Annotated in this window: 10 protein-coding genes; 5 read left to right on the top strand and 5 right to left on the bottom strand. The window is 63.2% G+C overall.

Going from position 1 to position 13,094, the window contains the following annotated elements; all coding sequences use genetic code 11:
- Positions 1–173: 173 nt before the first annotated feature.
- Positions 174–1,160, bottom strand: a complete 987-nt coding sequence (locus ACZ881_RS16450; protein ID WP_476117018.1) for a patatin-like phospholipase family protein — start codon at positions 1,158–1,160, stop codon at positions 174–176.
- A gap of 204 nt (positions 1,161–1,364) precedes the next feature.
- Between ACZ881_RS16450 and ACZ881_RS16445 the strand changes: the two genes are divergently transcribed.
- The 5 genes from ACZ881_RS16445 (at position 1,365) to ACZ881_RS16425 (ending at position 7,353) form a co-directional block, all read left to right on the top strand.
- Complete coding sequence (locus ACZ881_RS16445; protein ID WP_476117016.1) at positions 1,365–1,928, top strand: GNAT family N-acetyltransferase; 564 nt, start codon at positions 1,365–1,367, stop codon at positions 1,926–1,928.
- A gap of 229 nt (positions 1,929–2,157) precedes the next feature.
- Positions 2,158–2,445, top strand: a complete 288-nt coding sequence (locus ACZ881_RS16440; protein WP_011776355.1) for an HU family DNA-binding protein — start codon at positions 2,158–2,160, stop codon at positions 2,443–2,445.
- A 132-nt stretch (positions 2,446–2,577) separates the two neighbouring features.
- A complete protein-coding gene (locus tag ACZ881_RS16435; RefSeq protein ID WP_476117011.1) occupies positions 2,578–4,833 on the top strand; it encodes a bifunctional copper resistance protein CopD/cytochrome c oxidase assembly protein in 2,256 nt (751 codons plus the stop codon).
- Complete coding sequence (locus ACZ881_RS16430) at positions 4,833–6,806, top strand: NHL domain-containing thioredoxin family protein (RefSeq protein WP_476117009.1); 1,974 nt, start codon at positions 4,833–4,835, stop codon at positions 6,804–6,806. Before ACZ881_RS16435 ends, ACZ881_RS16430 begins: the two co-directional genes overlap by 1 nt.
- Before the next feature lie 265 nt (positions 6,807–7,071).
- The gene (locus ACZ881_RS16425; RefSeq protein ID WP_476117007.1) at positions 7,072–7,353 is read left to right on the top strand and encodes a DUF559 domain-containing protein; all 282 of its coding nucleotides are present in this window, start codon (positions 7,072–7,074) and stop codon (positions 7,351–7,353) included.
- Between the two features lie 89 nt (positions 7,354–7,442).
- On the opposite strand, the gene ACZ881_RS16420 is transcribed toward ACZ881_RS16425, so the two are convergent.
- The 4 genes from ACZ881_RS16420 to ACZ881_RS16405 form a co-directional block, all read right to left on the bottom strand.
- On the bottom strand, positions 7,443–8,471 hold the full coding sequence (locus ACZ881_RS16420) for a hypothetical protein (protein ID WP_178996023.1): 1,029 nt from the start codon (positions 8,469–8,471) through the stop codon (positions 7,443–7,445).
- Positions 8,472–8,597: 126 nt separating this feature from the next.
- A complete protein-coding gene (locus ACZ881_RS16415) occupies positions 8,598–10,328 on the bottom strand; it encodes a helicase HerA-like domain-containing protein (protein ID WP_454812035.1) in 1,731 nt (576 codons plus the stop codon).
- 3 nt (positions 10,329–10,331) lie between these two features.
- Positions 10,332–10,850, bottom strand: coding sequence for a GNAT family N-acetyltransferase (locus ACZ881_RS16410; RefSeq protein WP_476117005.1), 519 nt, complete (start codon positions 10,848–10,850; stop codon positions 10,332–10,334).
- A gap of 57 nt (positions 10,851–10,907) precedes the next feature.
- Positions 10,908–12,884 carry an FAD/NAD(P)-binding protein gene (locus ACZ881_RS16405; protein ID WP_476117003.1) on the bottom strand — a complete coding sequence of 659 codons (1,977 nt, stop codon included), beginning with the start codon at positions 12,882–12,884 and terminating at the stop codon, positions 10,908–10,910.
- Between the last annotated feature and the right edge of the window lie 210 nt (positions 12,885–13,094).

Below are 13,094 nucleotides of genomic sequence, written 5' to 3'. Positions count from 1 at the left end.
CACCCGGGAGGGTGTGGGAGAGTAGGACACCGCCGGACAACCATTAGGTAGAGACCCCCCAACCCACACGGGTCGGGGGGTCTCCCGCATTTAACCACAAAACCCACACCGACACAGCAGCCACCTCACCCGGGCTGAAACCCGGCTGAGCTAAGACTCAGCCGGGGCAACACTCACTGGCGCCAGAACTCGGTGATGTGCTCGGCGAGGATCCTGCCCTGGCCGAAGCCGGCTTGGGCAGCAGCCGGCCGCAGCGTCAGATCCATCGCATTGATGCCGAACATGTGCTCCGCCTCGCTGTCGGGGAAGATTGTCTCAACCCGGCTCCCGCTGCGCCGCAGTTCGTCCACTTGCCCGGATAGGTGCATGCCCCACTCCAACGGAGTCCGCGTCCGGCCGCCAAACGGAGACAGCACCAATACGCGGCTGTACCCGGCTGCCAGGTCCGCATTCTCAGCGTTGGCCCGGTAGCCGCCGTCGATATAGTGATTGCTGCCGATAGCGTAGGCGAAGCCACTGGCGCAGCTGGCCGCCACGGCGTCAACCAATTCCACTCCGCTATGGCGGTGGAACACCACAGGGTCACCGGTTTCGGCATCAACCGCTGTGAGCAATACCAGTCGTTCCGGCCACTCCTGATGAGGCAGCCGGGCTGCAACGGTTGCGTGCCACCGCGCACTGGTGTCCTCCATAGCTGCAGCCATGTCTATTGCCGCTGCGCCCATCCTGCGGCGCATATCCGCCATATCCGCAGAGGACTCCAGGATTTTGCCTGTTCGCTCCATGTGGTCGGACACGGGCCGGGCTCTGTTGTTGGCGCCAACGGTATCAACCAAGCCGGACGGTCTTGGTGGAGCGGCTGCAAGGATGGCGTCAAAGAGCTCGGCGGGGTTTGCCCAAGCAAGCTGGGCCGCCGCCGTCGATCCAGCAGATGTGCCGACGGTGAGGTCCGCGGCGGTCACGTCCAACCCGGCGTCGAACAGGCCAGCGACGACGCCGATCAGCCACGCGTTACCGGTGGAGCCGCCGCCACCGAGGATTAGAGCCCTCTCGCCGTCGGGCACCCGGTGTGAGGCATCAACCCCTAGCTGGGGCTGGTGCGAGCGCAGTTGGTCGGAAGCCGAGGCGGAGGTCAGGGGAGAAGAAGATGTTGTGTTCATGGGAGTCGCCTTTCGCGAATTGCCTTACGGGCGCTCCCAGTGGCGACTAACTCAGTCGCGAGATCGTGGACTGCAGGGGAGCGCCCACTATGGATACTGCGTACATGGGTCTCACCTCCTGGTCTTGGTTCACGATCACCCGAAAAACTATCATTCAGCCGACTCGCACGCAATCGCCGGGCTGGTGGCAGGTAGAGTCTGGGGATGATTCTCACGCGAAGCCTGGACCGCGGCTTAGTGGGCGAAGAGGCTGGTCAGCTTCTCCTGCGCCCGCTGGAACATTCAGATGCGGCCGCCCTGGCCGCTGCCTACCGGCGGAACCGTGAGCACCTGGCACCGTGGGAACCAACCCGGGCTGATGAGTTCTTCACCACTACAGGCCAGTCGGCGGTGATCCAGGCGAAACTGAATCTCTACGAACAAGGCACTGAGGTGCCTTGGGTGTTGACGACAGCAAAAGGCATCATCGGGATGTTCACTCTCTCCGGGATTGTCCGGGGGCCCTTCTTGAATGCCAACCTCGGCTACTGGGTGGATGAGGCTTGGACCGGCAAGGGCATAGCGTCATGTGCGGTGGCCGCCGTCGTGTCTATGGCCGAAAATGAGCTCGGTCTGCACCGTATCCAAGCCGCTACGCTGGTCCATAATGCGGGTTCCCAAGCCGTCTTGAAGCGGTCTGGTTTCGAGCGGATCGGGATGGCGCCCTCTTACCTGCAGATCGCAGGGGAGTGGCAGGACCACGTACTGTTCCAGCGCATTCTGTTCTAGCCGGGGAGGCCCGGCAGTGCGGCGGCTGTCCCTTCTGCCGATGCCGTAGGGTACGCCAAGGGCGTAAAGCACCCCTAAAAACCCTGAAAATCCGGTGATTTTGGTCAAAAAGGCGCGGAAACACGCGGAATTTGCTGGCCATGTCAGCCCAAGCTGGTAAGTTTTCGAACAGTGGCTTGCTCGCATTCCGCTTGAAAGCTCAAAAACGTATGAGTCCAGGAGGACGTAAATGGCTAAGAACCGTAGTGAACTCGTTGCAGAGGTAGCAGGCAAGGCTGGCACCAGCCAGGCAGCAGTCAACTCCGTGCTCGATGCACTGTTCGAAGTTTTCGAGACTTCTGTCGCCGCCGGCGAAAAGATCACCATCCCGGGCTGGCTCGCAGTTGAGCGCACCGACCGTGCAGCTCGCACCGGCCGCAACCCGCAGACCGGCGAAACCATCCAGATCGCAGCCGGCCACAGCGTCAAGCTGACCGCTGGCTCCAAGCTGAAGGCTGCTGTCGCCAAGAAGAAGTAACTACTCTTCGGCGAACGCCTTGAAGGGACGGCAACCTCTGGTTGCCGTCCCTTTGCCGTTATTGCTGTTAGTTAATGCACATAGCGCCTTATCCGATTCGCAGCCCGGCGGCAGGTAGCGGACAATGGATAAGTGCCATCCGCAAGAAGCTCCGCTACTGCCCCTTCGCCTGTTCCCAAGCCGGGAGCGCGGGGAGGCACTACAGTCGCGGGCATTTCCTTGCCGTGGCAACTGGCCGGCCTGGCGGTGCTGTTCCTGACTCTTGCGGCGGCCCTCATCTTCTCCGGCGCCTCAGCTGCCCGGCAGGTTTCTGATCCAGGCGAATTGGTCCGTTGGGGCCTTCCTTTCGCGAAAGCAATCCACAACGTGTCAGTGGCAACAGTGGTTGGCGGCCTGATCTTTGCCGTCGGCATCCTGCCCAAGAACCTCGGCGGCTCGCGGTCCCGTGAGAAGGATGCTGACGCGACCGAACATCCGGCCTTCGCCCGGGCCTTGGCAGTTGCTGCGGCAGCCGGCGCAGCCTGGACTTTGTCCGCGGTGGCGGTCCTTGTACTCACTTACGCAGATGTCGCGGGGCAGGGGCTCTCGGGAGACGCGGAGTTTACGCGCTCCCTGGTCTACTTCATGACGGACATCGAGACCGGCAAGGCTTGGCTCGCGGTCACCATCATTGCCGCTGTCGTCACCACTGCGCTGTTCGGGGTGAGATCCTTGACCGGACTGGCGTTCACTCTGCTGCTGGCCTTGATCGGCCTCATTCCCACCGCATTGATTGGACACTCCTCCAGTTCCAGCGACCACGAAGGCGCCATCAACTCGCTGGGGCTCCACCTCGTAGGGGTCTCCACGTGGGTTGGCGGCATCATCATGCTTGCGGTCCTCTCCGGCATCCTCACGGGTTCCAGGAGCAAGGGCACACCAGACATCACCGAGCAGACCTTGAGCCGCTTCTCGACACTTGCCGGCTTCGCCTTTGTCCTCGTGTTTGCCTCCGGCGTCATCAATGCCGCCATCCGAGTGACCAACCCCGCGGACCTGTTCGGGTCTCCGTACGGTCAACTCATCGTCGCGAAGTCCTTGGCCACGTTGGTGTTGGGTGGCATCGGCTTCATGCACCGACAGTGGGTTATCCCCCAGCTTGGCAAGAACGGCTCCATGTCGGCCCGCCGCGTGCTGTGGCAGCTTGTGTTGGTTGAGCTTCTGGTGATGGGCGCGACGTCGGGACTCGCCGTCGCGTTGGGACGCTCAGCTCCGCCCCAGCCCACCACCTACGCACCTGATGCATCGCCGTCGTTCATCCTCTCCGGTTACGAGCTTCCACCCGAGCTGACGCCGGAGCGCTGGCTCACGGAATGGCGCTTCGACTGGCTGTGGGTGGGAGTGGCGCTGTTCGGCGCGGTCACCTACATCCTTGGCATCATCAAGGTCCGTCGGCGTGGAGACAAATGGTCCTGGTTCCGGGCAGTCAACTGGATCATTGGACTGCTGGTACTCACTTACATCACCTCGGGCCCGCCCGCTGTCTATGGCCGCGTCCTTTTCTCTGCGCACATGGTGGACCACATGGCCCTGACCATGGTGGCGCCGATCTTCCTTGTCCTGGGCGCCCCCGTAACCCTTGCCTTGCGAGCCTTGCCCGCCAGGGGCGAAGGCGCCCACGGCTCACGTGGCTTGCGCGAGTGGCTGCTGCTGTTTGTGCACTCCAAGTTCTCGCAGATTGTGACGCACCCGCTGTTCGCCGCTGCCAACTTCGCGGGCTCCATCGTCCTGTTCTACTACTCGGACCTGTTCAGCCTGGCGATGCGCGAGCATGTGGGCCACGAGCTCATGAATGTGCACTTCCTTCTGACCGGCTACATCTTTGTGCTGAGCATGATCGGTAGCGATCCGCTTCCCCGCCGCGCCCCCTTCCCCATGCGCCTGCTTCTATTGCTGGCCACCATGGGTTTCCACGCATTCTTTGGTGTGGCCATCATGGGCGGGACCGGGCTGCTGGCCGCTGACTACTTCGGCAACCTGGGCCGGGCCTGGGGTCAGTCCGCCATCGGGGACCAGCAATTGGGCGGTGCCGTGGCGTGGGGTATCGGCGAAGTTCCCACGTTGCTGGTGGCAATCGGTGTGGCTGTCTTGTGGTCGCGATCGGACGAGCGGGAGACACGACGGGTTGATCGTGCGGCCGACAGGAATAACGACGCCGATCTCAGTGCTTACAACGATATGTTTGCCCGGCTCGCTGACCGCGATGCCAAGATGGCGAACCGCACCACCCAAGCGCCCAGGACGCCCCAAGCATCCACGACAGCGCAGGCGGAACGCAGCAACGCCGAACGCCCCACCACAGACTCTGCCGGGCAAACTGAACCGAACACCAAGCTGGAAGGACGCTGATGAGCGAAACCGTACGTACCCAACACCGGGTCCGGGCCTCCGAACTGGAGGGCCGCGGCTGGCTCAACACGGGCGGGAAATCCCTTGACCTCGAGTCCTTGCGCGGCAAGATCGTGCTGCTGGATTTTTGGACCTTCTGCTGCATCAACTGCCTGCACGTGCTGGACGAGCTGCGCCCGCTTGAGGAAAAGTACTCGGACGTACTGGTGACGGTCGGCGTGCATTCGCCCAAGTTCGAACACGAAGCGGATCCCGTAGCACTGGCATCCGCCGTGGAACGTTACGAAATCCACCACCCTGTCCTGGACGATCCTGAACTCGCAACGTGGAAGGCGTACACCGCCCGCGCATGGCCCACACTGGTGGTCGTTGACCCCGAGGGCTACATTGTTGCCCACCTCTCCGGCGAGGGCCATGCCGACGGCTTGGCCGTCCTCCTTGAGGAACTCGTGGCCGAGCACGAAGCCAAGGGGACCCTCCACCGCGGTAACGGCCCGTATGTGGCTCCCGTGCCGACGTCGGGCACCTTGCGCTTCCCTGGTAAAGCGACCCAGCTCGCCAACGGCAACTACCTGGTAGTGGACTCGGGCCATCACCGCTTGGTGGAACTCCGCCCCGATCTTGAAACTGTGGAGCGCGTCATCGGCTCCGGCACCAAGGGGTACCTCGACGGACAGTCGGAGATCGCCCAGTTCAACGAACCCCAGGGCGTGACCCTGCTGCCGTCGGAACTGGCGTGGAAGCTCGGCTACGACGCGGTGGTTGCCGATACCGTCAACCATCGCCTGCGCGGCGTCACCCTGAGTTCCGGCTACGTTCAGACGCTCGCCGGCAACGGTGTCCAGCGGCTGCTCGACGCCGGTCCTGCCCGGGTGACAGACACCGGCGCCGGCACTTGGTCCGAACACCACGACGGCGGCCCTGCTGACTTCGCTGCCGACGCGATCGATGTTGGGGCGCTGGGTCTGGGAACCGAGGTCTCACTGTCCTCCCCGTGGGACGTGGTCTGGAGCGAAAAGCTGCAGCGGGTTGTGATCGCCATGGCCGGAACCCACCAGATTTTCGCCTTCGACCCCCTGGCCAACGAGGTTTCCATCCTTGCCGGTTCCGGACTTGAAGGCCTTCTGGACGGCAAGGCGGAGGAAGCCTGGTTCGCCCAGTCCTCCGGTCTGGCCATCGATGGTGAAGACAACATCTGGGTGGCTGACTCGGAAACATCCTCCTTGCGTCGCCTGGTGGTCAGCGATTCCGGTCTGAGCGTGGAAACCGCCATCGGCAAGGGCCTGTTTGATTTCGGGTTCCGTGATGGCGAGGCTGCTGAAGCACGCCTGCAGCACCCCTTGGGTGTCACGGTTCTGCCGGACAATTCCGTGGCCATCGCTGATACCTACAACGGTGCCGTTCGTCGCTACGATCCTGCCACCAAGTCAGTATCCACCTTGGCGAGGGGCCTCGCTGAGCCGAGCGACGTCGTCGTGGTTCAGGTAGAAGGCAGCGATCCGCTGCTGGTAGTTGTGGAGTCGAACAAGCACCAACTGGTCTTGGTTCCCATTCCCAAGGAAGCCCAGCAGGTGGACGAGGGAGCATCGCAGACTCACCGTCCCAAGAGCCCGGTAACTCCCGGGAACCTTGAGCTCGCAGTGCGTTTCAAGGCTCCTACCGGCCAGAAACTGGACGACCGTTGGGGCGATCCTACACAGCTGAAGATTTCCTCGACGCCGCCGGAACTGCTGGTCTCCGGTGGAGGCACGTCGGTGGGCTTGCTGCGCACCCTTGAACTGTCTGCTGACGTTCCCGAGGGCATCCTTCACATCACCGCCCGCGCGGCAGCCTGCGATGGCCCTGAGACCGAAGACGGCGAAATCCCCGATCACGCTGCTTGCCACCTCTACCAACAGGACTGGGGCATCCCGGTAGTCTTGCAGGCTGACGGTGAATCCGAACTGGTGCTGGACCTGCGCGGCATGGACTAAGCCTTGCAAACTGAAATGGCCCGGGTCTGACTCCCTCAGGAGTTGGCCCGGGCCTTTTCGTGCCGTTGGACTGTTCAAAACCGGGCCAGCCCGGGTGAGTGGACCCACCGATCCCCACTACTGGCAGAGCAACGGGCGACGTGCGGAAGGGTGCATCAGTCATCGGTTGTCCCTGTCTCAGCCCCGACTGAGCGAGCCTTATGTCGCACTGCCTGACGTGCTTCTACACGCCCTTTTCTGCCTCCCTCCGTTAGAAGCACTGGTTATGGTCGAAAGCGCCTACATCCGTGGGGATATCACCCTCGGTTACCTGCGCCGCCGTCTACTGGGCAACCGCGCTGAGACCCAGGTCGAACTCGACGGCCTTGCTTTTCATCTGGAGCCGCGTCAGTTCAAGAGAGACCGCCGGCGGGACAACGAAGCAATCAGGCAAGGAATGCTGGTGCTGAGGTTCTTCCATGACGACATCGTGTACTCGCCGGAGAAGATGCTCCGGCACGTGCGTGAAGTCCTTCTTCGTGGGCCGGCCCGAACGTGGTCGGACTAGCCCGGTTTAGGGTGGCTCTCACGGCACACGGGCCATGAGAGCGGTCGTGGTCCATGGAAGCTGGGCCAGTTCAGGGCGAGGGCAAAAAATCAGAAGGTCAGCATGGGGGTGACGGTCACAGTGTCTGCCCCTACGTCCAGCTGGGTGGTGAAGCTGAAGTCGTGCTCCACGTTGAGGTCGTTGACCAGCCCAGTGAAAAGGTTGATCTCCCGGGCAGTGAGGGTGGCCTTCCCGTTGAGCGGAGCCACCACCCATTTACCACTGAACGGCTCAATGGTGATCTTGGGGTACTCGGTGATTGCCCACTTGATGGTTCCGTCCACCACCCGGGCGTTGCTTGCATGATAGAACGGGCAGTCCGGCTGCAGGCGCTGTTGCTCGGTGGCCTGGGCCGCGCACGTGTCCAGGAATTCCCGGACCTTGCCAGCCACGGCCTCGTTCATGGCAGCCGTGGACCGTGTCTGCAGGTTCAGGGGTGCCTGGCCGCCGTCGCGTGTTGAAACAAGGGCCGATGCCGTAGGGGCTTCGAAGTAGGTGCCATTCAGGCTTGCCTCGTACTTGCCGGGGAAGAACACGGCAAAGTTGTTGCGGCCGTTGGGCATGTTCACGGGTACGCCGTTGAGTGTGGCCTCGCTGGAATTGACCACGGTGACTTCTATGGTGGGAAGCGTTGTGGGCACGAACGCCCATTTAGCGAAGAACAGCCACTGGGTCCCGGTCCGTTCCATTAGGAATTCCGTGTGGAGACGGCTGCCGTCCAAGGTGTAGTCCACCGGTACGGCCATGCGGTTGCTGCCCCGGGGCTCGGGGTTTCCCACCTTGATATCGGACATCTTGGAAGCGGCCGTTTGCAAGGCTGTGCCGTCCAACATGGCGGGGTTCGCGCTGGGAACTTTGGCGCGCAGCAAGCCTAGGGCTTCTTCACCTTCACCCTTCTGCAGGGCCTCCAGATATTCCTTGACAGGCTGTTGAGGACTGGCCACCGAGGAGCTCACCAGGTTGATGCACACGATGGCTCCGGCGGCAGCAAGCATCAGACCGAGCAGCCATCCGGCTGCGGTCTTGACGAACGCTTGACTCAACTGCACGCCCTTTACGTTACCTGCCGCGGCCGCTATCGCTGTGCAGGAAGGCCTCGGAGCGACTTATATCCACCGATTGGAGAAGGCTCGACGCCGGGTGGCAGCAGACGCTGCTGCCGCCCGCCGTCGTGGTTCCGCCGGCAAAACAGTAGTAAAACAGGACTAGCGGCGACGCCGCGAAGACGTGCCGAAGACCCCACGCATGAGATCGCGGCCAAGCTGTGTTCCCATGGATCGGACCATGCTCTTCAGCCCGCCACCCAGAGCTCCACCGAGGGCGCCGGCGATGTCCCCGAACATGCCGTCCTGAGGGGACGGCTGGGGGGAAGACTGCGGCGCTGGAACCGGCGCAGGCGGTGCAGGGAAAGACTCAGGCGACGAGGACCGGGAGCTGGGACGGCCCAGGATTTCTTCCTCAATACGGCGGGCTTCGGCGTCGATGTCGGCCTGCGAATTACCGGAAGACGACGAGGTAGACGCCGGCACCGGCGGCAGCCCGGGCGCTGCGTCTCCGGTAGGAACGGCTGCTTGGCCATTGAGTTTTTCGTAGGCGGAGAGGTTGTCCACCGCGGTGCCGTACTTGACCAGCAGCGAGGACGCAGCAACCGTGCTGCGAATGAGCTCGTCAGCGCTGGGCCCCATCACCGACTCGGGAGCACGGAGGCGGGTCAAGGCAACGGGGGTGGGTGCGCCCTTCTCGTTCATCACAGTGATGACGGCCTCGCCGATGCCAGCGGAGGTGAGGGTCTCTTCGAGGTCGTAGTCGCTGACAGGGAATGTGGACACCGTGGCCTTCAACGCCTTGGCATCCTCCGGGGTGAAGGCTCGGAGGGCATGCTGCACGCGGTTGGCCAGCTGGCCGAGGACGTCGGCCGGAACATCTTTGGGTGTCTGGGTGACGAAGAAGATGCCCACACCCTTGGAACGAATGAGCCGGACGGTGGTGGTGATGGCTTCCAGGAAGGCCTTGGACGCGCCGTTGAACAGCAGGTGCGCCTCGTCAAGGAAGAAGACGAGCTTGGGCTTGTCCAGGTCACCGGCTTCGGGCAGGTCCTCGAACAGGTCGGCAAGGAGCCACATGAGGAACGTAGAGAACAGCAGCGGCTTGGTCTGCAGCGTGGGCAGCTCCAAGCAGCTGATGACGCCGCGGCCGTCCGGTGCGGTGCGGAGGAGTTCAGCGGTGTCGAACTCGGGCTCGCCGAAGAACTTCTCCATGCCCTGTGCCTCCAGCGTGACCAGCTCACGCAGGATCACACCGGCTGTGGCCTTGGACAGCCCGCCAAGGTTTGCGAGTTCGGCCTTGCCTTCGTCCGAGGTGAGGAACTGGATGACGGCGCGGAGGTCCTTGAGGTCGATCAGCTCCAGGTTGTTCTTGTCCGCGAAGTGGAAGATCAACTGGAGGCTGGATTCCTGAGTGTCGTTGAGGTCCATGATGCGGGACAGCAGGATGGGGCCGAACGAGGTAATTGTGGCGCGGACGGGGATCCCGTGGCCGTCCCCACCGAGCGAGAGGAACTCAACCGGAAAATTCTTCGCAGACCACTCCTGACCCAGCGCCGAGGTGCGTGCCGTCAGCTTTTCACTGCCAGTGGCCGGCGTTGCCAACCCTGAGAGGTCACCCTTGATGTCCGCGAGGAAGACCGGAACACCCGCCGTGCACAGCTGTTCGGCGATCATGTGCAGCGTAACCGTCTTGCCGGTGCCCGTGGCGCCGGCAACCAGTCCATGCCGATTCATCATGGCCAGTGGCAGGCGGACCTGTGCCTCTTTGTGGATTTCGCCGTCGACGATCGCGGCACCCAGCTCGATGGTGGCACCTTCCAGGGTGTAGCCCTGCTGGATGGTGGCGAGTTTTTCGGCAGTTGTTGCGGTGGGTTTGTTGGCCATGCGCATAGCTTAGCTGTGCACGGCAAGATCCTTGCTGAAGGCCAGATGCTTGATGTCCTCGGGGTCTGCGGCGAGGTCGAACAGCGCTTTGTAGCCTGTAGCGAGGTAGAGGTTTTTCGCCTCGGGCTGGCGCGGACCGGTGGTCAGGTACAGCTTCCGGTAGCCCCGCCGTCGAGCCTCTTTTTCCAGTTCGGCCAGCACCAGCCGCGCCAAACCTCGACGACGATGCGCAGAGTGCGTCCAGATCCGCTTCAGTTCGGCGGTGTGCTGGTCGTATTGGCGGAATGCGCCGCCAGCCACGGACTCGCCGTTCTCCTGAATGATGATCAGTGCCCCGTGCGGAGCTTCGAATTCCTCGGCCGGGTACCTGTTCAGTTCCTCCGCAGCGCCGCCGGTTCCGAACAGGTTGCCGTAGCGCGTTTCGTATTCGACGGCGAGCTCGTCCAGGAGCGGGCGGACGCGGGGATCGCGCATGGGCAGGCTGAGGACGGTAAGGCCCGACGTCGGGAGGGTTGGCGTTGCGGTCATGTCAGGCCTTTCGTAGGTGGAACCCAAGTAGGTAGCAGTTAACGTCGTTTTGAGGGCTCATAACGACGTTAACTGCGACCTAGTTGGGTGCGTGGCGGCAACTGTGGACAGGATCCGTCGCGCCAGGGCGTCGTTCTCCCGGAAGGGTGCAGCGTTGGTGTTGGGACGGGCGAACGCCCCTGCGCCCCACCCTGACGTCCACGGGCCCACCGCGAACAGACCCTTCTGAGGAGTATCAACAGGGGACAGGACCTCGTGATTCCCGGAGACCAGGAGTTTGCCGGTGGAGTGGGCACCGTCGGAGGTGAGGAGCCTCTGTTCGGTACCCCATCCGGCGTCGTGCAGGTCAGTCAGAGCGGGATTCGCTGAACGCTCGACTGAAGCGGCGGGCAGCCGCGCCTCGATGAAAGCGGACGCGTCCACCACCACGGGCGACTGGAACGTCCCGGCCACGAACCTGCCAACAGAGTCGTCAGCACGAACCCACATGCCCGGTCCCAGGAACTTCAGGAGCCCGGCCCTGTGCAGCGCGAGCATCTCGCGAAGCCGATGCGCCGGCGGTCCCGAGTCCACGAAACTGAAGAAGCCATGCCACCAACCATGGATGGTCTGCTGGGAGCGCGCGTTGAGCCGCTCCTGGGGGACCAGGCGGCCCAGGTCCATATACACGAACAACAAAGCGGTGAACAGGGCCAGGGTCTCGGAATGGTCGGAGCTGGTCCGGAGGTCAAGGTCGTTCTGGATATAGGCGGCCACGGAGCGCTGGACCGATTCATGGCTGGCGAAGGCGCAGCCGCTCAGCGGGTGGTCCAATTTTTCGAGGTCCAAGCGCAGCGCAGGATCCGGCACGGAAAACGCCACCAACTCTTCCCGGGCGGCGCTGTACCAATCGACGGCGTCGAACCTCGCCTCGAAGCTGGCCCACGTCCCGAGCACCCGCGACGGGTAGCCGGTGAACAGCTCGCGGTAATACGCGTAGCCTGCATCTTTGGCGATCAACGGCCACAGATGTGCACGGAAGTCGAGTTCCTGGTGCTCTGCGAGCAGGGCATCAACGGCCTCGGCCGTGAAGTACCGCGGACGGGTGATCGGCTCGCCGCGCAGGATGGAAGAGATCTTGGAGTGGTACGGCACACCGCGTCGTGACCCGGCCCAGACCCGCGGCTCGGCACCGCACGGCACGTACTCGAGTTCGCCGTCGGACCTTTCTTCAAAGCGGCCGCCGCGGCCTTCGAACAACAGCACCATCAGATCCACAAAGGCGAGGCCCATACCGGAAACAATCACGTCCTGCCCGGGCTCAATGGCGGAGTAGTCCACGTCCGTGGTGTACGACGGCGGCGCATGGAACCCGCCGTGCCGGGCGGCGAACTCACTGAGTCCGGCAGATTCGGGGCCAGGCAAGGAATCGGTGTGGCCCAGCGCGTAAACCACGACGTCGGCAACCACCTCGGTGCCGGAAGCCAGCCGCACGTGGTGCGCACCGTCGTCGGGCTCGCCCCCCGACGCAGCTGAAGCACCGCCAGCTGAAGCACCACCGCCCGAAGAGCGCACGACGCCGGTGGCCGTGTCGCGATGCACTGTCACGGTCACGTCCGGGCCAAGGGCGCTCACGGCCCGGCGGAAGAACCACTCAAGGTACTTGCTCTGCAGTTGCCGGGTGGGGAATGACGCGGGAGTCAGTGCGCGGAGTTGGGCGAGCAGGTGCGGCTCGAAAGCTGGAACGTCCCGGATGCTGCCATCCAGCACCCCCGCAGCCCACGTGGAAAGCCCTGGTCCGTCAATCGAAGGCCCGTCGCAGGCAACCGAGGCATCCGTGAACATGGTGACGTCCGCAGCCGTGGAGTTCAGCAGTAGCCCGGGATCCTGGTCATAGCGCCAGATCCTCCCGGAGCCGGGTTCATGCGGTTCGATGACATGGACATGCAGGGGACCGTGGAACAGTGCGGGACGGTTGGCCGCGAGCCGTTCCAGGACGCCGGCCGTGCGCGGGCCGCCGCCGATGAACGCGATAGCGGGTACTCGTGACGGCATGGGATCTCCTGAAAAGCAGTGATTGGTGATGCCCAATCTAAGGACGAAGCAGGCTGCCGGTCGAGGCGGCGGTAACCGCCGTTCACCACACGTCACGCAGCGTTAAGACGCGCAAAACCACGTCTCATTTAACGGTTCGGGAAGGAAATTGTGACGCTGTGCGAACTCCTGCGAAGCCGCGCGAAGTCCAGTGAAGAAGTGCAAATTCCC

The organism is Paenarthrobacter sp. TE3676 (assembly GCF_056279165.1).
Note: the sequence above shows the minus strand (reverse complement) of the source record. Positions and strands in the feature narration are given on the sequence as shown.